Genomic DNA, 23,546 nt, shown 5'->3' on the forward strand with positions numbered 1-23,546 from the left:
TGCATCGTTTTGATTTTTGGGTAGAAATAAAAAAGTAGCTCATATAGAACGTTAAAATGAAAAAGTGGCAAAATATTAGAAAAGTTGTTTTGGCTTATTCAGGTGGATTGGATACGTCAATTATTCTTAAATGGTTGCAAAGTGCGCTAGGTGTTGAAGTTGTAACTTTTACAGCAGATTTGGGGCAGGGGGAAGAGCTAGAACTTGCTCGTCGTAAAGCTGAAATGCTAGGTGTTAAAGAGATCTACATTGAAGATTTGCGCGAAGAATTTGTGCGTGATTTTGTGTTTCCGATGTTTCGAGCCAATACCGTTTATGAGGGGACTTATCTTTTAGGAACATCAATTGCACGTCCACTTATTTCAAAACGCCTTATTGAAATTGCTGAGGAAACAGGGGCAGATGCCATTGCTCATGGAGCAACAGGAAAAGGCAATGATCAGGTACGCTTTGAGCTTTCCGCTTATGCGCTTAATCCTGATATAAAGATTATTGCTCCATGGCGTGATTGGGATTTTAAGAGTCGGACAGATCTCTTTGAATTTGCTCGTATTCATCAAATTCCTGTAGAAAAGGATAAGCAAGGTGAAGCGCCTTTTTCAGTGGATGCAAATTTATTGCATTCTTCATCAGAAGGAAAGATTTTAGAAGATCCAGCACTTCCTGCTCCTGAATATGTCCATATGCGTACTCTTTCGCCGGAAGATGCTCCAGATCAAGCAACCAGAATTACTCTTGGCTTTAAAAAAGGCGATGCTGTTTCAATCAATGGAAAAAATTTATCACCTGCAACTTTACTTGCAGAGTTAAATCATTATGGGCGCGATAATGGTATTGGTCGGTTAGATTTGGTAGAAAATCGCTTTGTGGGTATGAAATCACGGGGTATTTATGAAACACCAGGTGGAACCATTCTTTTGACGGCTCACAGAGCTATAGAATCTTTAACGTTAGATCGTGGCGCAGCTCATTTAAAAGATGAATTGATGCCACGTTATGCAGAACTCATTTATTATGGATTTTGGTTTTCGCCGGAACGTAAGATGTTGCAGGCAGCTATTGATTTATCTCAAGAACATGTTGAAGGTGAAGTCACGTTAAAGCTTTATAAGGGGAATGTAATTATTGAAGGGCGCCAAAGTAAAAAATCACTTTATTCCAGTGAGTTAGTAACTTTCGAGGATGATCAAGGTGTTTATGATCAAAGAGATGCAACTGGTTTTATTAAATTAAATGCTCTACGTTTGCGTACATTAGCAATGCGTCATCAAGGTGATAAAGAAAAGAAATAGAAAATTACGGTGACAAGTGTAATATGGATTAGTGCTTTTGTATGAAATGCCTAGTTTAAGCATTTTTCTGTTGGTTTTTACCGTTCTTTCGTTCAATACTAGAAGCTTATCTTCTGCGCTAATAAATATAATAAGCAAAACCCATGATAATAATAGCAATGAAGGCTTCGATAATCAAAACAGGTCAATTTTGCTTTATAATATTGAATGTTTTTGATTTTTATCAGAACAAAATATATTTATAACGAGGGCGGTTTTTGTATAGTGACTTAAGAGTATAAAGAAATTTTCATCTTTTTGCTTGCTATTATTGACGAATAAATTCAAGAACCATACACCCTATTTTGAAAGAGTGTAATTTTTAGGATAAATAATGATGCGTGATCAGTGTGATACCCTCAACCTTACGCCTGAATTAAAAGATGCAGCTTCTCAATCGAGAACTTGGCCATTTGAAGAAGCACGTAAGATTATCAAACGGTATGAAAAAACGGGTTATCCAGACAGTGTGATATTTGAAACAGGTTATGGCCCTTCTGGTTTACCGCATATTGGAACTTTTGGGGAAGTTGCACGTACAACCATGGTGCGTCATGCATTTCATATTCTCACGGAGAATAAAGTAAAAACAAAATTACTTTGTTTTTCTGATGATATGGATGGTTTGCGCAAGGTTCCTGAGAATGTGCCTGATCGCGAGAGGATGGAACATTATCTTGGTCAACCGTTGAGCCGTGTACCCGACCCTTTTGGAGATGATTATCCTTCTTTTGGAGCGGCAAATAATGCGCGGTTACGGGCTTTCCTTGATCGTTTTGGTTTTGATTATGAATTTGCAAGTGCTACGGATTATTACAATTCCGGTCGTTTTGATGAAACACTTTTGAAAATCCTTGCCTGTTATGACAAGGTTATGGCAATTATTTTACCAACATTAGGTGAAGAACGGCAAGCGACCTATTCACTCTTTCTACCGATTTCTCCCTTTTCTGGAAAAGTATTACAGGTACCGATGATTGCGCGTAATGTTGAAAAAGGGACTGTCACTTATATTGAACCTGAAACAGGAGAAACCATAGAAACAGAGGTTACGGGGGGCAAAGTTAAGTGTCAGTGGAAGGTAGATTGGGCAATGCGTTGGACAGCACTTAGCATTGATTATGAAATGGCCGGAAAAGACCTTATCGATTCCACAAATCTTTCTTCTAAAATTTGTAAAGTATTAGGTGGAACCCCCCCAGAAGGATTCAACTATGAGCTCTTTTTAGATGAGAAAGGGCAGAAAATTTCCAAATCCAAGGGAAATGGCTTAACCATTGATGAATGGCTTACTTATGCCCCAACAGAGAGTTTAGGGCTTTATATGTTTTCAAAACCTAAAACAGCAAAAAGGCTTTATTTTGATGTTATTCCTAAAGCTGTAGATGAATATTATGCTCATCTTTCTGCTTATGGTCGTCAAAAATGGCAAGAACGGCTCAGTAATCCTGTATGGCATATTCATAATGGTTGTCCACCGCAGGTTGATTTGCCTGTATCCTTTGCGATGCTTTTAAATTTGGTAAGTGCTTCAAATGCAGAGAATGCAGAAGTTCTTTGGGGTTTTATTTCTCGTTACGCTAAAGAAGCAAATGCACAAACTTATCCAGAACTTGATCAATTGGTGAAGTTTGCCATTAAATATTTTGATGTTTTTGTTAAACCAAACAAGAAATTTCGTATACCAGATGATAGCGAACGAGCAACATTAGCACAAATTGATGAAAAATTAGCTCATTTACCTGAAACTGTTGATGGCAACATATTACAAAATATGCTTCTTGATGTTGCAAGGTTAACGGAACGCTATCAAGATCATAGCAAAAAAAGCCCTGAAGGTGGGCCTGGTGTTTCTAATGTTTTTTTTCAAATGTTGTATGAAGTCCTTCTTGGACAAGAGCGAGGTCCACGATGGGGATCATTTATAGCGCTTTATGGGATTAATGAAATGCGTGCACTGATTGCTGAAACACTTGCACGTCCTGTGGAGGAATAATGGAACGAAGAGTGCAGGAAGTAAAGCGACGCCGTACATTTGCAATTATTGCTCACCCAGATGCGGGGAAAACAACATTAACAGAAAAGCTTTTATTGTTTGGTGGTGCTATTCAACTTGCAGGAGAAGTAAAAGCCAAAAAAGATCGTATTCAAACCCGTTCTGATTGGATGAATATTGAGCGTGATCGTGGTATTTCCGTTGTGACTTCGGTGATGACGTTTGAATATGAAAATCATATTTTTAATCTCCTAGATACTCCAGGACATGAGGACTTTGCGGATGATACGTATCGCACTCTCACAGCTGTTGATAGTGCTATCATGGTATTGGATGGGGCACGCGGAATTGAGCCAAGAACACTGAAATTGTTTGAAGTATGTCGGATGCGGGATATTCCTATTGTTACTTTTATCAATAAAATGGATCGTGAGGCACGTGATCCTATAGAGCTTTTAGATGAAATTGAAGAAAAGCTTGCTCTTGATACCGCCCCCATAACATGGCCCATTGGGTCGGGTAAAGATTTTGTCGGGACCTATGACCTTCATCATAACCGTTTTCGCCAAAAAGATGATGAGATAACACAGCGGATCGTTTCAAATCCCAGTGAGGTTGTCCATTTACTTCCCCAATATCAACGTTCCACTTTTCTTGAAGGAGTAGAACTCGCTCAAAGTGTTTGCAAGAATTTTGATCTTCAAGCTTTCCGTGAAGGTCATATGACACCGGTTTATTTTGGTTCAGCTTTGCGAAATTTTGGTGTTCGTGATTTGATCAATGCGCTTATAGATTTTGGTCAAAGTCCTCGTGATCAAAGTGCAGATCAGCGCAATGTCATAGCAACTGAACCTAAAATGACGGGATTTGTTTTTAAAATTCAAGCGAATATGGACCCTAATCATCGTGATCGTATTGCATTTTTTCGGGTATGTTCTGGAACACTTGAACGTGGTATGAAAACAAAGTTGGTTCGAACAGGAAAACCGATGACACTTTCGGCTCCACAATTTTTCTTTGCGCGTTCGCGCCAAATTGCTGATCAAGCCTATGCTGGTGATATCGTAGGGATCCCTAATCATGGAACATTGCGTATCGGCGATACTTTGACTGAAGGAGAAGATATCCTCTTTAAGGGAGTACCAAATTTTGCACCAGAGATTTTGCGTCGTGTTTGTTTAGGCGATCCAATGAAAGCAAAAAAGCTCAAAGAAGCTTTGCAACAAATGGCTGAAGAAGGGGTTGTACAATTGTTTATTCCTGATGATGGGTCGCCTTCTCTCATTGGTGTTATTGGTGCTTTGCAAATTGATGTCTTAAAAGAACGATTAAAAATAGAATATTCTTTGCCAGTGAATTTTGAGTCTGCGCGCTTTAATTTATGCCGTTGGATTTCAGCGCAGAGCAAAGATGAGTTGCAAAAGTTTCTCAGCAATCACCGCTCTGCTATTGCGTATGATTTAGAAGGTGATCCAGTTTTTTTAGCGGAGAACCATTTTTCATTAAATTATGAAGCAGAAAGAGCTCCTAAAATAAAATTTTCTGCTTTTAAAGATTATCAAGTACGCTCTTAAAATAAAGAAGAATTTTTTATGTAACAATTTGGTTGATAATGATTTTTCATATTGAGTTGGGGATCTGAATATTGTTATTTTTTCTGAAAACAAAAGGAGTATGTAAAGAACACTTTCAGATTGCACTGTATAAAGAATACGGTAAATTTATTTTATAATATTCAATAAGTTATAATATATTTGTAATTGTAACGTCTTTTAAAATTTTGATATATTTTTTCACAATAGCTTAAGACAAGGTCATATATTTCAGTATTTTGAATGTCAGCTAAAAATCTCCTGTATAAATAGAGCTTTTCAGTTTTTTCTTGTATGAAAATTGTATACAGTCAAAATAAAGCAAATAATCAATAAGATGAAATTTGTTATTCCCAATATGAGATCATATGACTTATAAACCACGTGTCTTTTCTATATCTTCTGGAATGGCTTTTTTGCCTCACTTTGTTGAGGCACTGCTCTCCGGTACCCTTATTGATAATTTCGCTCCCAATGGAGACATTCAAACTGCCCTTGCCGATAGCCTTATTTATGTTCCGACACGTCGTGCTGCTCGCGCTTTACGTTTAGCCTTTGTTGAAAGAAGCGATACACAATCAACTTTCTTACCAACCATTCGTGCTCTAGGAGATGTCGATGAAGACAGTTTCCTTTTTGTTGAAAATCATACCAGCACTCTGAATCCACCCATTGGAAAAAGTGAACGCTTACTGCTTTTAGCGCGCCTTATTCGCCCATGGCGTGAAAATTTACCTGCGCATCTGCGTGCCATGTTTGGTACAGAAGATGTACTTATTCCGGCTCATAGTGCTGATGCAATTTGGCTTGCTCAGGATTTAGCGCATTTGATGGACGAAATTGAAACAGAAGGAGCAGATTGGTCGAAACTTAAAGATATTGCACCTGATATGGTCGCTGAATGGTGGCAAATAACGCTCGACTTTCTGACTATTGTTACGCAAAATTGGCCACAAATCTTGACCGAAAGGCAACGAAGCAATCCCGCGGAATGGCGTAATCAAGCACTCACAATGCATGCAGAGACTTTGCGATGCACGCAGCCTGATAAACCTATCATTGCTGCTGGTGTGTCAGGTTCTATGCCCGCAGTTTCTCATCTTTTAAAGGTTATAGCTTCTCTGCCCAAAGGGGCTGTTGTTCTTCCTGGCCTTGATCTTCATATGGATGAAGAACAATGGAATGCACTAAGCACAAGCAATAAAGAAAAAACAGCTTGTGATTTTTTTGATCCTGCAGAAAATGTTTTTAGCCATCCTCAATATCATTTAAAAAAACTTCTAACTCTCATGGAGTGTCAACGTCATCATGTTTGCGAAATTGGCCAACAAAGTATAACAAAGAAAAAACGAATGGCTCTTTTATCAGAAGCACTCCGACCTGCTTCTACAACAGATAAATGGATACAAATTATCCGTGATGATTATGAAAATCTTTGTGCAGATTGGTCATTTATTGAAGCTATAAATGAACGTGAAGAAGCTCTCGCTATAGCTGTTACCTTACGCAAAGCTATTGAAGAACCTCAAAAAACTGCAGCCCTTATTACAAATGACCGTAATTTAGCACGCCGTGTTGCTGTGGAATTACAGCGATTTGGAATTGAAGCAAATGATTCAGGCGGAATACCACTTGCACAAACATTGCCTGTAACTCTCTTACGACTTATCTTAGAAAATGTATTGCAACCTGATGATCCCATTGCTTTTCTTTCTCTTCTTAAACATCCCCTTACAACACTCCAACAAAATCGTCATCGTTTACGGGAAATGGCAGAAAATTTTGAACTTTTTGTTCTTCGAGGGAATACAGGGCGTATTAATCTTTGCGAATGTGATCAATTTCTTGAAAAATGGATTGAAACATCTTTTCATAATAGTTCTGAAAATAACACCCTTGATCAGCAGAAATGTGAAGAAGCACGTCTCTTTTGTCATCTTTTAAAAAAAGCTGTTGAGCCTTTAACGTCTCTTATGAAACAAGAGAAAGAATGCACCATCAATGAGGCTGCAATAGCAACTGTTGAGGTTTTTGAAAATTTTGGTCGCAATGAGGATAATTCTCTTGCACATCTTTATCAACATGAAGCAGGACAAGCCTTATCAAATTTTTTGCGTGAATTGGTCAGTGATCAATCGGGATTAACATTTCATCTTTGTGAATGGCCCGCTATGTTTTCTGCCATAATAGCAACCCGTTCCGTCGCACCTTCGCCTGGAGGACATCCACGTTTATTCATCTGGGGTACTTTGGAATCGCGTTTGCAAACGGTTGATACAGTGGTCATTGGTGGTCTTAATGAAGGATCATGGCCGATATCAACCCGAAATGATGCTTTTTTATCGCGACCGATGAAAATGATGTTAACTCTGGAACCACCAGAACAGCGTATTGGTCTTTCCGCGCATGATTTTCAATGGGCGATGGGAATGGATAAAGTGGTGATGAGCCGAGCACTACGAGTTGATCATGTTCCTTCTCTCCCTTCACGCTGGCTACAACGCTTAGAAACTGTCGTAGGACAACAAGTTTGGAAACAAATCCGTGCACGAGGTGAAAAGATACGCCATTGGGCAAAGATGCTTGACAATACGGACATGTCTGCTTGTGCAACACGCCCTTGCCCTGTGCCACCCATTGCAGTGCGTCCACGTCATTTTTCCATCACCGAAATAACAACGTTACGCCATGACCCTTATGCCATTTATGCTAAAAAAATCTTAAGGCTCAAACCACTTAAAGCCCTTATTCATGACCTTGGTGCTTCTGAACGCGGAACACTTTATCACACTATTCTTGCAGATTTTTGCACACAAATAAAAAATCTAAATGCTGCAAATGCATTAGATGTGTTGCTCGCTATTGGACGTAAAGAATTTGATAAGTTTAATTTGCCTGCTGATGTTGAAACAATCTGGTGGAATACATTTGAAAATCTTGCTCCCTTTATTTTGCAATGGGAACAAAGTCTAGAACCCCGAATACGACATTCGGAAGTGGAATCGCAAAAAATACCCATAGGTACAACAGGGGTAACTCTTTCAGGACGTGCTGATCGTATTGATATATTGCCAAACAAAACGGTTGAAATACTTGATTTTAAAACGAGTACACCCCCTTCATCAAAACAGGTTCGCGAATTATTATTTCCACAATTAGCATTGGAAACCGCTCTATTAATGAGAGGAGCTTTTACAGATTTTCAAAATCTGTCCCCCTCAAAACTATTTTATATTCCTCTTAATGGAAAAGGTAAGATTACTCCTCAATTAATTCTTTCAGAAAAAGCGGAAAAAGATCACCAAAATGTTATTAATCTTGGTGAAAGGGCGTGGGAACATCTTATCGCGTTAATGGAGTATTATCAAAATCCACAACAAGGCTATCTTTCACACGCAGTCCCTATGTTAAAACAATATGAAAGTGACTATGATCATCTGGCACGCTTATGGGAATGGTCAAATGGATTTCATAAAGGAGATCAATCATGACTCTTTTTTCTATTCCTGAAGCAGCCCTTGATGCACAAGCAACAGCAACACATCCAAAAACACATGTATGGGTTTCTGCAAATGCAGGATCTGGAAAAACCCATGTTCTAACCGAACGCGTTATTCGTTTGCTTTTAAACGGTACTTCTCCAGCACGTATTTTATGCCTTACTTACACGAGAGCCGCCGCCGCTGTTATGCAATCGCGGATTTTTCGCACACTCTCCAGCTGGAATGAACTCGATGATGCACAGCTTAAAGAAATCTTATCGAAGTTTGAAAACAAACCTATCAGTGCAACAAAAATAACCTATGCGCGCCAACTCTTCGCGCGTGCTTTAGAAACACCTGGTGGTTTGAAAATACAGACTATTCACGCATTTTGCGAATCTCTCTTGCATCAATTTATGCTAGAAGCCAATATTGCTGGACATTTTGAACTCATAGATGATATCAACCGCAAGAAATTACTACAAGAAGCCCGCTGCCAACTTTTAAAGCATCATGATATACAACCCGCTCTAAAACAGCTGCTTAAGGTTATCAGTGAACATACTTTTAACCAATTGCTGTATGAAGCAGCTGAAAAGCAACATAAACTGTCTGATTTTTTGTCTTCTCTTCTGTCTGAAAATGGAGAAGAGAAATTGCGGGCGCTGTTTAATTTAGCACCTGATGATACAAATCAGCAATTACTAGAAAAAATTCAACAGACTGCTCGTCTTCCTCTTTATGCTCTTAACCATTGTGAAACCCATGGGAATAAAAACACTAAGAGTATCATTGAAAAACTTCCCCAATTAGAAACTGCTTGTGATGAAGAAACTATCATTGATATTGTTTCAAATATTTATTTTACAACAGAAGGTAAACCTCGTAATTTTGCACTTATATCGTCTAAAAAATCAGATGAAATTTGGCCTTTTATTCAACAATTGATTAAAGATAAACAAAGCAAGCTTTCTGTTCTTTTAGAAAAATATCACTGTGCAAAAGTTGCCACCCTCAATATGGCTGCTTTTCAGCTTTGTGCCCTTTATCTCAAAATTTATGCAAATTTAAAAAAAGCCAATGGTTTTTTAAACTTTGATGATCTCATTGAGCGCACACTCCATTTGTTACAGCGCAAAGGTGCAAGCCAATGGGTGCACTATAAACTTGATAAGGGTCTTGATCATATTTTGCTTGATGAAGCACAAGATACGAACCCTGATCAATGGAAAATTATTCAACTTTTAGCGCAAGAATTTTTTACAGGTCATAGTCAACGTGACAATATACGTACTCTTTTCGCTGTTGGAGATGAAAAACAGTCTATTTATTCCTTTCAGGGCGCTGCACCAGAAAATTTTGCTGCAAATGGCAAAATTATTCAAAAAAAAGCACAACAAGCAAAGCAGAAATTTGAAAAAATACAATTGAATTACTCTTTTCGCTCCACAGCCGATGTTCTTAAAAGTGTGGATCTTGTCTTTGAAACACCAGAGAATTATAAAGGGCTTTCAGCAGAAAATACAAAAACCATACACGAAGCTATCCGTACTCACAGTCCAGGTGAAGTTATTTTATGGGATGCCATTTCTAAAGAAAAAGACGAATTTCCTGATGATTGGCATGTAACTGTTGATCATTTAGATATACCAGCAGTACGTTTGGCAGAAAAAGTTGCTGAAACGATTGCAGGCTGGTTACACAAAGGAGAAATGCTTCCAGCAAAAGGGCGGTTATTGCGTGCTAGTGATATTATGGTTTTGGTTCGTAAGCGTGATCAATTTGCCCTAGCGCTTTCTCGTGCCCTTAAACAACGCAATATACCCGTCGCTGGTGCAGACCGTTTACAGCTTATAAAACATATGAGTGTGCGTGATTTAATGGCACTCGGACGTTTTGTTTTGCAACCACAAGACGATTTGTCTCTTGCTTGTGTTTTAAAAAGTCCACTCTTTGCGCTTAGCGAAGAGGAACTTTATCAACTTGCCGCTCACCGTACAGGCTCCCTTTGGAAAAGCCTTTGTGAACAGGCATCGTCGCATATTCCTTTTAAAGATACTTTTGAAAGCTTGAGTCAATATCGTACTTTAGTGGATAAAATACCAGTCTTCGAATTCTATAGTCATATCTTAAATGATGATAAGGGACGACAAAAAATTTTAGCGCGCTTAGGCTCGGAAGCCAATGATGTGCTTGATGCTTTTATGGACTACACACTCGCGATTCAAAAAACGGGGTTACCAGGATTACAAGCTTTTTTGGAAACATTAAGTGTCAGTGAACCAGAAATTAAACGTGAGTTTGACCAAAATCATGAAGAAATTCGCATCATGACTGTTCACGCCGCAAAAGGACTGGAGGCTGCTGTTGTATTTTTAGTTGATCCCGGTAGTGCGATTTGGCATCCCCAGCATTCACCTCACTTGCTTGAAGTTCCCTTGAACAATGCATATTTGAGTGACCAACAAGCTTTTATCTGGCGCCCTAATGCAGAATTCGATACAATGCCTTCTAAACAAGCAATTTTGCGTTTAAAAGAGCGTGCTGAAGAGGAGTATAGGCGCCTTCTTTATGTAGGAATGACACGCGCTGAAGATCGCTTGTTTGTTTGCGGGTATAAAGGTCCGAAAACGCCATCTCATACATGGTTACAACTGGTAAAGAGAGCTCTCGAACCACATGCGGTAGCTATAAAAGGTCCTGCGGAAGATATTGCAGCTTGGCGTTATTGCATTACACCGCCTTCTTCTACTTCTATAAACCAAAAAATTTCTTCCGTTGAGTGCCAAACACTTCCACCTCTACCAGACTTTTTCTCCCATAAAGTACCAGCAGAACCAGTGTTACCAAAACCGTTAAAACCGTCAGTGGCGAGCCTTTCCATTGAAGCTGATACAGAGCTGTCCTCAAGTCCAAAACAGCTTACCACTTCACCTGTTTTAGGAGCCATGAACACAAACAGAGCTTTTTCCATTGAATATGGTAATCTCGTTCACCGATTGTTACAGTATTTACCCGATTGTCCCCCACAAAAACGTCGAGATTATGCTCGAAACTATCTCAATATCAAAGCCTCTCATTGGCATGAGAGCCAAAGAGAAGATGCTCTTTGCCATATTTGGAAAATATTAGATCATGTTTATCTCAAACCCCTTTTCTCTGAGCATTCACGTGCTGAGGTCTCCTTAATGGGTATTGTGAAAATTCGTGGAAAAGAACAAGCAATCTCTGGTCAAATTGACCGTCTCTACATCACGCAAAACAGCGTTATCTTTGCAGATTTTAAAACAGGAACCCCGCCAGAAAATGAAGCTGCTATTGCTTCTCATCATTGGTTGCAAATGGCTCTTTATCGAAAGTTATTGCAAGCTATTCATCCCGATAAAGATATACAGGCTCTGCTTATCTACAGTAAAGAAGCCAAAATTTTTAAACTTCCTCCAGAAAAACTTGAGGCATTTCTTAGTGAAGTTGCCTTATAAGTTACTCTTTTCCTTGCAAAGCATTTTTACATTTTATTTACTTTCATAAAATCGCTCAAACAAACACAACGCACAATCCCTAGTGTAAAAAAGTCCTTTAATAATTTATCTTTGCAATAACTTGATATGAATTGTTATTATACCAATCTATAAAAGGTGAATATAAAGGATAAATCAATGACGTGTATAAAAGTTGATAAGGACAATTTCGAAAGTGAAGTTCTAACTTCTTCCACCCCTGTTGTGGTTGATTTTTGGGCAGAATGGTGTGGCCCTTGCAAAGTGATTGCTCCAATGTTGGATGAAATTTCAATAGAAATGCAAAATCAAGTTAAAATTGCTAAGGTAAATATTGATGAAAATCCGGAACTGGCTACCCAATACGGAGTACGTTCTATCCCTACATTATTAATGTTTAAAAATGGAAATATTTCATCGAATATGGTTGGCGCTACCTCTAAAGGACGTCTTTCTGAATGGATAAAAGATGGGCTTAGTTAATTCCACGTATAATTACTATAAAGGAGAGAAATTTTGTCTCTCCTTTTGACTTTTTTAAAATATTCTTTTTTGCATTATGTTATAATGAAAAGACAATAAAAATCAAAATTTTAAATGAATTTAAGAATTCGTGCTTTTATGCATGATTCAATTGGCCATTTTTTATAAAAAATTGCTTTGTATGAAGAATATATGCAATTCTTTCCTTATAGGCGCGTTAAAAATATTGGGTGAATGATAATTTCATTAAAGGTATTTCTTCTTAGATAAGACTATTGAGATAGATAGTGTTTTCAACACATAAAGGGAGATTTTAAGCAAAAACTTTGCAAATTACTTTTCTGAAGCTCACAATTTTTAAGCAGAAAGAGACAAGCAATTCACTACAGGTTATATAATGCTCTTCTAAAGGGTTATCACTTCAATTTAAAATTCTCTTATACTATTCTCTAAAATCAAAATTGTAGGTATCAGATTCTCTAAAATAAATTGATGAATTTCTATAAATTAACGGCTGTCCTTTGCAATTTATGTCATTGTTATATAAAAGAGTCATCATTTCGTTTCATCTTCCATGGTTGGTGCCTCCATGAAGCCTTCTTTATGTTGTCCATCATCTCAGATTTCATAGGTAGTACTGAGGTATTATCAAATTAAAAAATGATGATGTTCATGTTTTTTTAAAATGTACGAATTGTAAAAGACTGTTGCAAACATTCAATGGAATGTTGCGCTGATCTAACTGTTACATGACGCCCATGTTCTTTATAGTGTAAGGTGAGTGCAAAAGTGGCGAGTTCTAAAAGAGCTGTATTTCTTTCTGGCCATTCAACAAGTAAAATATTTTTCTCACGAGCTTCATGAAGCCCTAATTCATCAATTTCTTCTGCCATAGAAAGGCGATAAAGATCAGCATGAATAATTTCAAACTTTGGAAGTTGATAGCTTTGCACAAGAGTAAAAGTAGGGCTTGGAACATCTATAGTGTTATCGTTCGCAAGTGTTTGAATGATTGTACGTGCAATGGTTGATTTTCCAGTTCCAAGATCTCCTTGCAGCGTTACAAGATCTCCTGGCTTTAAAGAAAGAGCTAAATTTTGTGCAAAAAGCTTTGTTGCCTCTTCATTTTCAAGAAAAAAACTAAAATTCATTAAAAGTTCCATGAAATGGATGAAAAATTTTTGTTATCATAAAGGTTAAAATTAAAAAATCGTATCTCCTTTGGAGAGTGGGAAAAAACATTTAACTGTTGTTCCTTTTCCAGAACCGGTAAGAATTTCAACATGTCCACCGTGTAGTTCAACGAAACTTTTTACAAGGGAAAGGCCAAGACCCGCTCCCGCACGCCCACCATGGTGTGAATGGGAAGAAAAACGTTTAAAAATACGATCAAGAACGTCTTCTGGGATGTCAGAGCCCTGATTGTGAACGCTAAAGACAATGTTATCATCTTGTTCATCGACGCAAAATTCAATAGTACTCGCCTCCGTTGCAAAATTAATAGCATTACTCAGTACATTCACAAAAATTTGATGCAAGCGCTTTTCATCAGCAGAAATAGAATTTAAGGAAGGAGAAATTTGTTGTAAAAGCGTAATATGCCGTCCATTAAGGCGATCTTCTACACGTGCTACTGCTTGTATCATAGCATCGGCAATGTTAACCGATTTTATGTCCAACTCCATAATGCCTGCATCAAGGGTAGCAAGATCAAGAATATCGTTAACAATATTTAAAAGAGTTCCTGATTCTGAATGAATGTGTTCAAGATATTCTTGTTGACGTTCATTGATAGAGCCGAAAATTTGATCACGTAAAATATCCGAAAATCCAATAATATTGGTGAGAGGTGTGCGTAATTCATAAGAAACATGTTGGACAAATTCATTACGCAAACGATCAGCACTTTCTAATGCTTCATTTTTTTCTTGAAGAGCACGCGCAACATGGACAGTGTCCGTAACATTCACAAAAGTAAGCATCGTTTGTCCATTAGGAAGAGGGACCAGAGTATAGTCAATAATCATATCATTTTTAAGATCTATACGACCTGAAAATGTTTCACGTTTTTCAGCAAAACCGGTAATGAACTTGGTAAATTGATCCCATTCTTGCCCCAAGGTTAAGGCTGAACAATGGCTTTGTAACTGTGTAATATGGGTTCCTTCTACCAGTAAATTATAAGGAAGAGACCACAATTTCGACAAGGCAGGATTCGATAAGCGAAGGCGTCCATCAGTACCAAAAACGACCACACCTTCAGAAAGTTTATCAAGTGTTTCACCTTGTATTTTAATAAGTGTATTATAACGGCGCTCAAGATCAATTTTTTCAGTAAGGTTTTCGTAAAGCCAAGTGACACCTCCTTGTGGATGAGGGTTCGAGACAACACGCACTGTACGCCCATCTGGAAGATTCCAAATTTGTTGGTTCGATTCTGTTTGCCAATAGGCTTTTAAAAGTTCTTCTTTCCATGCGCGCCAATCAGGGTGTTCAGCAATGAGCCCCTTTTCACGTAAACGTTCAAGAAACAATGTATGGCTTGGTTCACTTTCTAAAAAAGAACTCTCCAACGGCCATAAAATTTTGAAAGCGTGATTACAGAATTTTAATTTTTGGTTTGTATCAAAAATGGCTACAGCTGTTGAAATTTGGTCAAGTGTTTCACAATGACTTTGAAGAACATATCTTAATTCATGAGCAAGATTTTCATAGGCGCTGTCATCACGTGCAAAAGCTGCCATCCCTTCAGCTGTTGTAATACGTGTGAGATGAAAACGGTGCCGTTCTCCACCAATAACCGTATGAACATGTTCTTGAAAAATTGTTTCTGTTTCATCTGTTTTGCGTTGTGTATTTTCATTGAAAAGATCCCCCACGTCATCACTGTCTTCACGAAAGTCTGTCATTTCTCTAAAGGCGCGATTGATAAAACAAACTTTTCCTTCACAATCTTTTATCCATACGGGCTCTTGAATAAGATCAAGAAGATTACGCTGCATTCTCAGTTCAGTAAGAAGGCGGGCGATATCTTTCTGTAAACGAGCATTTTCACTCTGTTGTTTTGAGATATCTTGAAAACGAGCAATGGCGACTGTTCCTGCGATGACTCCTGTAACTTGTAGCAGTACATTGTTTGTGGTGGTGATAGAAAGATCAAAAGGGTGACATTTACAACGGAGTTGAGTCAATGCATAATCAAGTTCTCGCAGAGAATTTTCTTCAACCCAGAGCTCAAAACGCTGAAAATCTTTCTGATCGATTCCTATTTTTTGCAATGCGGAAAGAGCACCAACAACATGGGGTAAGGTTGTTGGATTTTCCCAAATAAGAAGGAATTGCTCGGTTTCTTCCAGAAGCCATTCATAATATTTAAGTTTTTCAGAAAAATTTGCCTGAATTATCTTCAAAGGCTTCTGTGCAGTTTTTTTTGCACGCACGGTAACAGCTAGGCACGTGAGAAGTGAAGCACAAGAAATTCCTCCACACAGCGCTAAAAGCAGCCATGGACCATTCGGCAAAGTGAAGAAAAATGGTAAATAACCTTCCAATGACTGAGAAAAAGCGCATGTTGGAGAAAAAAAGAAAAAAAGGCAAAGTATATACGTATAGATTCGGATCTCTTTTTGAGTTTTTTCTTTGGGGTTATAGTCACCAAAGCTGAGCACGACATCTTTCCCTTTTTTAACCCAAGGAAACGTATTAGTAACGGTAATGGTTTGGTTTATAAGGTCCTTGTGGTGAGACTCCAATATAAGCGGCTTGTTCTTCTGATAAAACACTTAATTTTATTCCTAACCGATCCAGATGTAGACGTGCAACCTTTTCATCAAGATGTTTAGGCAAAACAGTGACTTCATTTGTATAGTGTTCTGTACGGGTAAAAAGTTCAATTTGCGCTAAAACTTGATTGGTAAACGAAGCTGACATGACAAAAGAAGGATGCCCCGTCGCATTGCCGAGGTTTAACAATCGTCCTTCAGAGAGCAAAATGATGCGTTTTCCATCGGGAAAGGTGATCATATCAACTTGTGGTTTAATATTCGTCCATGGCAAATTTCTAAGGGCAGCGACTTGGATTTCGTTATCAAAATGACCAATATTTCCAAGAATACACATATCCTTTACTTGTCGCATATGATCTAAACGAACAACATCTTTATTGCCTGTTGTCGTGATGATAATATCAGCACTGGAAGCAGCATCATCCAAATTAACAACTTCATAGCCATCCATAGCGGCTTGAAGAGCGCAGATAGGATCAATTTCTGTTACTTTAACACGAGCCCCAGCACCAGAAAGAGATGCTGCTGAACCTTTTCCTACATCACCATAACCACAGACAATGGCAGTTTTACCAGCGATCATCACATCTGTTCCACGTCGAATACCATCGACCAATGATTCTTTACATCCATATTTATTATCAAACTTTGATTTAGTGACGCTATCATTAACATTAATAGCAGGAAAAGGTAGAAGTCCTTCTTTTTGTAACTGATAAAGACGGTTTACACCTGTTGTGGTTTCTTCGCTTACACCTTTAATTGCTGCGCGCTGTTGTGTAAAAAAACCTGGCGTTGCATCCATACGCTTTTGTATTTGTTTGAAAAAAATTTCTTCTTCTTCTGTTTTGGGATGCGATAAAATATCTTTATTTTGTTCTGCACGACTTCCCATTAAAATATAGTTTGTGGCGTCAGCTCCATCATCTAAAATAAGATTGGAAGGATTACCATCTGGCCATTGGAAGATTGCATCTATATAAGTCCAATATTCTTCCAATGTTTCACCCTTAACGGCAAATACAGGAATGCCAGTTGCGGCGATAGCTGCTGCTGCATGGTCTTGCGTAGAAAAAATATTGCTAGAGCTCCACCGTATATCGGCGCCAATTGCTTTTAATGTTTCAATTAAAACAGCTGTTTGAATTGTCATATGCAATGAGCCAGAAATACGCGCTCCGCGCAAAGGTTGGCTGGAAGAAAACTCCTTACGACAAGCCATCAAACCAGGCATTTCAGTTTCAGCAATATCAAGTTCTTTACGACCATAAGCGGCAAGTGCAATATCTTTGACAACAAAATCTTGAGCTGCCATTCTTCATTCCTTTAAAATAATTTTTTCCAAGACGGTAGGAGAAATTAAAAAAAAATGCAAGACAAGAAGAGGACTTCTTTATGTGAAAAAGCTCTTTTAAAATCTCCATAAATTTGTGCAACAAATATGCATTTATGGATCTGAGTAGTGATGTTACTGACAGAGTAGGAGATCTTCATGATAAGTTTTATTATATAAACAAAATTCTATCCTTTTCACGTAACTTTAAAGCTTTTAAAAGTTTCCAGAGGGAATACCTTTTAAATAATAAAAATGGTGCATTGCTTTACAGTTTTTATATCGATTTTTATGGGATAATATCGAAAGTAGTATACTCGTATTCTACTCACTTATGCGGTTTTTGAAAAAGGAAGAATTACTTTAATCTCATTATTAAGCTTTTTGGCAAAATAATATAAATGCAAAGCTATAGATTATCATGTTTATGGATAGGCAGTTCAGGATCGGTTCTTTAGGATTCCAATGTTGCACCTGCTCTTGGATAAAGACAGTTTATAAGAAGTGCTTTTCTCCTGTTTCCAACAGTTTTTATCAAAATACTATAGATGTGCGAGGAAACATGTTTTGTGATACTAAATGGAGCATTAAAAATGCAAAAACATCACTCTATTGAACACTCTGATTTTAAAACCGCTAACAACGCGCTATGAATTATAAATCAAATAATTAACTCAGTTTTAGAAGAATTTATTCTAGACGAGTAGGTTTTGGGAAAATTGACCATGTGGACGAAATCGCCAGAGATAACTTGGCAAGAATGCAGTCATTGCTCTAGGAGTAATTCCTACTCCTTCTAGAGTATATCCATTCTCTATAGCTTCTTTAGAAACAATGTTATCCATTTGCAAAAAGCGTATTTGATTGGCTGTTACGAGTGTTGGTACAAAAGGCAATTTACCGATTGTTCCCAAAATTCCTCCAATCAATAGACCGACAGAAAGAGGCATAGATAGGATTGTTTTTTTACGACGAATGATTTTAAGTATATTTTCAAGAGCATTTTGGAGGGTGATAATCTGGGGACCACCAAGATCATAATTTTTTCCCCAAGCAACCTGTCCATCTAAAGCGCGCACGATAAACTCAGCAACGTCACCAACATACACGGGTTGCAATTTGCTTTGTCCACCTCCAAAAAGAGGCATAATTGGTAAAAAACGTGACAAATCTGCTAAGGTATTAAAGAAACAATCTTCTGGTCCAAAGATAATGGATGGACGTATAATAATTGCCTGAGGATTCTTGTTATGAATGATTTGTTCACCCATAAACTTAACACGTGCATAAAGACATGCAGTGTTTTCGCTAGCCACAAGAGTCGACATATAGATGAGAGGAATACCAGCTTCTACTGTTAATTCAGCAACATTGTAAGCACCATCAATTTGTGTGCTTTTAAAATTCGATTGATTTGCTTGTTTTAAGCTACCGGGTAAAAACACTGCTGCATCAGCTCCAAGCAATGCGCGTGCAACAGAGGCACGATGCTTGATATCTGTTTTAAGCATTTGGGTTTGTCCTACTTCTCCTATTTGTAGCATGTAATAAGCTTTTTGTGGACAACGAACAGCGATGCGAACGCGATATCCCCGCTTAGTCAAAGTTTCAACGACATGTCGTCCTACAAAACCGGATCCGCCAAAAACAGTAATGAGTTTAGGATGTTGATAAAGTGCACAATCAAGTTGCATGATTAAAAGGTCTATCTTTCAAAGCTTTAAAAATAGCTAATTATCTAGCACGGTGGTGTTTTATTGTCACGCAAAATATCACCCGCAAGATAAAGAGAACCACTAATAAGGACAATAGCCTCTTTATATTCCATTTTAATTTTATGCAAAGCATCTTGTAGATGTGCTTGTGGAGTAGCAAAGATTCCTGCTTTTTGGGCTGATTCAGCTAAGTTTATTGGAGAGAGACTGGCGTCATTGTTAATAAGCGGTATCGTATATACTTTATCGACAAGGTTTGCTAAAGGACGAAAATAACCGACAGCATCTTTGGTATTAAGCATGCCAGCAATCATAATAATGGGACGATCTGTTTTTTTTCTCCATTGTGTAAGTTCTGCCGCAATAACTTTTCCTGCAGCAGGATTGTGACCACCATCTAACCATAAATCAATATCAGGAGATAGTTGATCAACCAAAAGCCCTTGGGTAAGACGCTGCATTCGTGCGGGCCAATAAATATTCTTCAAAGCGTCATTTATGGTTTGTTCTGAAAGTTGAAAACCCGCTTGATAAACTGCTTCAAGAGATGCACCAGCATTAGCAATTTGGTGGTCTCCAATAAGGTTAGGAAGAGGAAGGTCCATGAGACCTTGATGGTTTTGAAAAACCATACGTCCATGTTCTTTATAGCTTTGATAATCTTGATCAAAGAGAGCATAAGATGCTTTATTTTTATCGGCAAGGGGTATTAAAGTAGCAAGAGTTTCTTCATAATTCTGCTTTCCGATGACCACTGGAACGTTTGGTTTTATAATCCCCCCTTTTTGAAAAGCGATTTGAGCAATTGTGTTTCCAAGAAAATTCTCATGATCATAATCAATGGGCATAATAAGCGATACAGCTGTTTTGTTAACGACATTGGTAGCATCAAAACGTCCTCCCAATCCAACTTCTAAAATAACAACATCAGCTGGATGTATACTAAACAGCATAAAGGCAGCGGCTGTAAAAATTTCAAAAATAGTAATCGGCTCTTGACGATTTACTTTTATAATTTCACGGATTGTCTCAGCCAATTGGTTTTCTGTAACAAGTTGACCACCTCCTTTTTGACCTAACCGGCAGCGTTCATTCCAGTTGACGAGATGAGGTGAGCTATAAACATGAACGCAGTATCCTTCACTTTCCAAAAGAGCACGACAAATTGCGGAGGCAGATCCTTTGCCATTTGTTCCAGCGATGTGAATAACAGGTGGAAGTTTTAAATGTGGATTACCAAGACGCTCTAAAAGGTGAACAATACGCTCTAAAGAAAGATCAAATTTTTTCGGATAATTTTTTAGTAAATCATCCACCACCCTTTGTATTTGACTTTGTTGCATAAACTTAAGCTGCTTTTGTCCTAGAAAGCGATGTTTGAGAGTCTGTTGGGGATGGATCATAAGGGTTAAAAACAGCAGGGCGTTTCATCATCAAGCGTAAAATACGCGCAATTGTTGTTTTCATTTCTAAACGCGATACAACCATATCAATCATACCATGTTCAAGCAGATATTCACTACTTTGAAAACCTTCTGGTAGGGTTTCGCGTATCGTTTGTTGAATCACACGCGGACCAGCAAAACCAATCATAGCGCCAGGCTCGGCAATGTGAATATCACCAAGCATGGCGTAAGAAGCAGTAACACCACCGGTGGTTGGATTAGTCAGCACAACAATATAGGGAAGCTTTGCTTCTTTCAACATTTCAATCGCTACAGTTGTACGGGGCATTTGCATCAACGAGAGTGTTCCTTCTTGCATTCGTGCACCACCAGAAGCAGCAAAAAGAACCAGCGGACGCCTTTCAGCAATGGCAGTATCAAAAGCTTTGATAATAGCTTCTCCTGAAGCCATACCAAGTGATCCACCCATAAAGGCGAAATCTTGAACAGTTGCAATAATTGGTAAGCCTTCAATCGTACCACGTGCACTTAAAATATTGTCATCAACCCCAAGTTTAGAACGATAATCTTTTAACCGGTCAATATAGCGTTTTTCGTCACGAAATTTTAAAGGATCTGTTACAACTTTTGGATTTTCAAGAGCTGTATAAACACCATCATCAAAAAAATGCATGAGACGATTTTTAGCACTGATACGCATATGATGACCAGAATTGGGAGCTACAAATTGATTAGCTTCCAGATCTTTATGGAAGACCATTTCACCACTGGTAGGATCTTTAATCCATAGATTTTCTGGAATTTCACGGCGCCCCAATATAGAGTTAATTTTAGGACGAACATAATTTGTAATCCAGTTCATCTTTATAACCTTCCTTTAAATATTGTGCATCTTTTGCATGATTTGAAAGAATATAGAACTTAAGCAGTCACATTTACTTTACCGGTTGAACAAAGGAGTCTATTTAATACTTTTATCAGCGTACGTATAGCTTGTTTTTTAATTTTTAATTTTTCCCATATCATAACAATCATATGCATCATGAAGAGTATTCCCTATAATAAATTTCTCATAAGTTCTAAGAACTTACATGTTTGTATTTTTTACTTTGGTGTTAAAATTTACTCCTTGCGATGGTTAACAAACGCCTTATTTTTAATAAAAAATGAATATCCAATTAATCATTCGTATCAACAGTTTTGAAGAAAAGAAACCTTATAGTATAAGGCGCTAACAAGGCTAAAATAATCCATTAAAGATAATGAATACAATAACGCTATATTAGCGAAACGCTAACATCAGAGCAAGATTTTTTTCAAAAGGTTTCTTTAAAGCGCACGCTTTTTACAATTAAAATAGAATACGCTCAAAATATCATTATATTACTCATTTACGTGCTTGTTTTACACAGATATCTTTCAATAATTTCCAAAACTCTCTTATGAAGAGTATACACTCTCCATGAATGGTATAAAAGACATTATGCTATCCGTTTTTACTGAAATAGAGGGTACAAAGCGGCACCATCATATTCTTTTTCAGTTTTCAATACGACGATAATGTTTGCATTAAGAGGATTCATATAAAGATATTTCACGCTTTTTTGAAAGTACTTTTATCCGCACACCACCTCCGTTTATGACATATTAACAAACGATTTCAATTGATCCAATATGAATAGGATTAAAATGAGAAACCCTCATAATATTTAGGTTTTTCACTCATGTTGTGAAACGATAAGTTATCATTATAAATCAATATATTGCTTTAATAAAAGATAAAGCATAAAATTTTATATTATGCTTTCTTTGGCTGGCAAGTTTTATTAACCTTAAAGTCAAGGAACACTATTTTTGTGTAATGCGTGCTATGGTCTTTTGGGAAAGCATTTTGTGTAAATGTGTCATAAAGGCGGCGGCAAAAAGCGGTGTTGCTAGATTAATAATAGGAATCGAAACAAAAATCGCTATCAATAATCCTGCGCCAAAAACTGTTGTGTAATGAGTATGTAAAAAAGCACGCGCATTTTGCTCTGTTCGAAAACGGTAAGCCGCAAACAAGAAATATTCATGACCGAGCAAATAACCATTAATAAGATAAAAAGCAATTAAATTAATACCTGGTATGAAGAATAAAATAAAAGCAATTCCATTACCAAGAAGGCTTAAAATAACAAATTTAAAGGAAATGATAAGAGAACGCTGAAACGGCAAGGCTTGTCCAATAGGCTCGTTTGGGTAATCCTCCTTTTCAATGATTTCAGCAGCAGAGTCAATGAAAAAACCACCAATCATAGCTGTGATGGGTGCAATCAAAAAAGCCAACAAAAGAGCCAACCCAAGATTAAAGATGATAAGCATGCTAAAACCAATCCATCCCGCCCAACTAGGGAGTCCAGGAAGAAATTGAGCAATCCAGGGCCAAAAGTAAGACACAAAAAGTTGGTGCACACATAACCATAAAATGGTGAGAATGAAAAAAGTAACCCCCAATGCTTTCAGTATCATAATACGATATTGCGAGGTCAGAAGACGTTGTAAAGCACGATAAGCAGCAGTAAAAATCATAGATTAATAAACTAAGGAAAGAAGCAAAAAAAACAAGAAATATATTTAAAGTATGTACAGTGTAATTTTTTCTTTCTTTGAATTACAAGATTTTTTTCAAGAACATTATAAAAAACGGTTAAGGTTTCTTTGTTAAAAATAAAGTTTGAATAAATAGAAATTTTGATTTTTAAAAACAAAGAAGAATTTAAAAAGTAGCTGTTGTAGAAGAAATTTTTAGTATTTTTGTACATAGTGTAGATTATTGCGTTTATATGATATATGTAAAAAATTAAGGAATAAGAACTATTTGGGAGAAAAGTTGTTTACTTCTATTTATTCAGTAGAGTTATCTAACTTCGTTTATCTAAGTGCT

At 37.5% G+C, this 23,546-nt stretch carries 13 protein-coding genes; 6 read left to right on the forward strand and 7 right to left on the reverse strand.

The annotated features are described in order from the left end of the window. The first annotated feature begins 56 nt into the window (after positions 1–56). The 6 genes from ACFINK_RS01760 to trxA all read left to right on the forward strand — a co-directional run bounded on the left by ACFINK_RS01760 (position 57) and on the right by trxA (position 12,384). Positions 57–1,292, forward strand: coding sequence for an argininosuccinate synthase (locus tag ACFINK_RS01760; RefSeq protein ID WP_375612782.1), 1,236 nt, complete (start codon positions 57–59; stop codon positions 1,290–1,292). Positions 1,293–1,665: 373 nt separating this feature from the next. After that, positions 1,666–3,327: a lysine--tRNA ligase gene (locus tag ACFINK_RS01765; RefSeq protein WP_375620882.1), complete on the forward strand. Its 1,662-nt coding sequence runs from the start codon at positions 1,666–1,668 to the stop codon at positions 3,325–3,327. Further along, complete coding sequence (locus tag ACFINK_RS01770; RefSeq protein WP_375638149.1) at positions 3,327–4,901, forward strand: peptide chain release factor 3; 1,575 nt, start codon at positions 3,327–3,329, stop codon at positions 4,899–4,901. The genes ACFINK_RS01765 and ACFINK_RS01770 overlap by 1 nt, the downstream gene beginning before the upstream one ends. 386 nt (positions 4,902–5,287) lie before the next feature. Next, positions 5,288–8,410, forward strand: coding sequence for a double-strand break repair protein AddB (addB, locus tag ACFINK_RS01775; RefSeq protein ID WP_375638150.1), 3,123 nt, complete (start codon positions 5,288–5,290; stop codon positions 8,408–8,410). Further along, positions 8,407–11,883 carry a double-strand break repair helicase AddA gene (gene addA / locus ACFINK_RS01780; RefSeq protein ID WP_375612786.1) on the forward strand — a complete coding sequence of 1,159 codons (3,477 nt, stop codon included), beginning with the start codon at positions 8,407–8,409 and terminating at the stop codon, positions 11,881–11,883. The genes addB and addA overlap by 4 nt, the downstream gene beginning before the upstream one ends. 177 nt (positions 11,884–12,060) lie before the next feature. Beyond that, the gene (gene trxA, locus ACFINK_RS01785; RefSeq protein WP_273790200.1) at positions 12,061–12,384 is read left to right on the forward strand and encodes a thioredoxin; all 324 of its coding nucleotides are present in this window, start codon (positions 12,061–12,063) and stop codon (positions 12,382–12,384) included. Positions 12,385–13,064: 680 nt separating this feature from the next. On the opposite strand, the gene tsaE is transcribed toward trxA, so the two are convergent. From tsaE to ACFINK_RS01820, 7 genes are all read right to left on the reverse strand, one after another. Beyond that, positions 13,065–13,535, reverse strand: a complete 471-nt coding sequence (tsaE, locus tag ACFINK_RS01790; protein WP_375611362.1) for a tRNA (adenosine(37)-N6)-threonylcarbamoyltransferase complex ATPase subunit type 1 TsaE — start codon at positions 13,533–13,535, stop codon at positions 13,065–13,067. Positions 13,536–13,586: 51 nt separating this feature from the next. Then, complete coding sequence (locus ACFINK_RS01795; RefSeq protein ID WP_375611363.1) at positions 13,587–16,052, reverse strand: sensor histidine kinase; 2,466 nt, start codon at positions 16,050–16,052, stop codon at positions 13,587–13,589. A 34-nt stretch (positions 16,053–16,086) separates the two neighbouring features. Then, positions 16,087–17,484 (reverse strand): adenosylhomocysteinase, encoded by a 1,398-nt coding sequence (gene ahcY / locus ACFINK_RS01800; protein WP_375606120.1) that lies wholly within the window; start codon positions 17,482–17,484, stop codon positions 16,087–16,089. A 713-nt stretch (positions 17,485–18,197) separates the two neighbouring features. Next, on the reverse strand, positions 18,198–19,196 hold the full coding sequence (locus tag ACFINK_RS01805) for a complex I NDUFA9 subunit family protein (RefSeq protein ID WP_375638151.1): 999 nt from the start codon (positions 19,194–19,196) through the stop codon (positions 18,198–18,200). 44 nt (positions 19,197–19,240) lie between these two features. Then, on the reverse strand, positions 19,241–20,560 hold the full coding sequence (locus ACFINK_RS01810) for a bifunctional folylpolyglutamate synthase/dihydrofolate synthase (RefSeq protein ID WP_375606122.1): 1,320 nt from the start codon (positions 20,558–20,560) through the stop codon (positions 19,241–19,243). A 4-nt stretch (positions 20,561–20,564) separates the two neighbouring features. Continuing rightward, a complete protein-coding gene (gene accD, locus ACFINK_RS01815; RefSeq protein ID WP_375638152.1) occupies positions 20,565–21,485 on the reverse strand; it encodes an acetyl-CoA carboxylase, carboxyltransferase subunit beta in 921 nt (306 codons plus the stop codon). A gap of 986 nt (positions 21,486–22,471) precedes the next feature. Beyond that, positions 22,472–23,191, reverse strand: coding sequence for a sulfate transporter family protein (locus tag ACFINK_RS01820; protein WP_375612793.1), 720 nt, complete (start codon positions 23,189–23,191; stop codon positions 22,472–22,474). Positions 23,192–23,546 lie beyond the last annotated feature (355 nt).

This window comes from Bartonella sp. AA16NXGY, assembly GCF_042197325.1.
Taxonomy (GTDB): Bacteria; Pseudomonadota; Alphaproteobacteria; order Rhizobiales; family Rhizobiaceae; genus Bartonella.

Coding starts and splice junctions, on each gene's coding strand:
- ACFINK_RS01760 (WP_375612782.1), top strand. CDS start 57: ATGAAAAAGTGGCAAAATATTAGAAAAGTTGTTTTGGCTTATTCAGGT.
- ACFINK_RS01765 (WP_375620882.1), top strand. CDS start 1,666: ATGATGCGTGATCAGTGTGATACCCTCAACCTTACGCCTGAATTAAAA.
- ACFINK_RS01770 (WP_375638149.1), top strand. CDS start 3,327: ATGGAACGAAGAGTGCAGGAAGTAAAGCGACGCCGTACATTTGCAATT.
- addB (WP_375638150.1), top strand. CDS start 5,288: ATGACTTATAAACCACGTGTCTTTTCTATATCTTCTGGAATGGCTTTT.
- addA (WP_375612786.1), top strand. CDS start 8,407: ATGACTCTTTTTTCTATTCCTGAAGCAGCCCTTGATGCACAAGCAACA.
- trxA (WP_273790200.1), top strand. CDS start 12,061: ATGACGTGTATAAAAGTTGATAAGGACAATTTCGAAAGTGAAGTTCTA.
- tsaE (WP_375611362.1), bottom strand. CDS start 13,535: ATGAATTTTAGTTTTTTTCTTGAAAATGAAGAGGCAACAAAGCTTTTT.
- ahcY (WP_375606120.1), bottom strand. CDS start 17,484: ATGGCAGCTCAAGATTTTGTTGTCAAAGATATTGCACTTGCCGCTTAT.
- ACFINK_RS01805 (WP_375638151.1), bottom strand. CDS start 19,196: ATGCAACTTGATTGTGCACTTTATCAACATCCTAAACTCATTACTGTT.
- ACFINK_RS01810 (WP_375606122.1), bottom strand. CDS start 20,560: ATGCAACAAAGTCAAATACAAAGGGTGGTGGATGATTTACTAAAAAAT.
- accD (WP_375638152.1), bottom strand. CDS start 21,485: ATGAACTGGATTACAAATTATGTTCGTCCTAAAATTAACTCTATATTG.
- ACFINK_RS01820 (WP_375612793.1), bottom strand. CDS start 23,191: ATGATTTTTACTGCTGCTTATCGTGCTTTACAACGTCTTCTGACCTCG.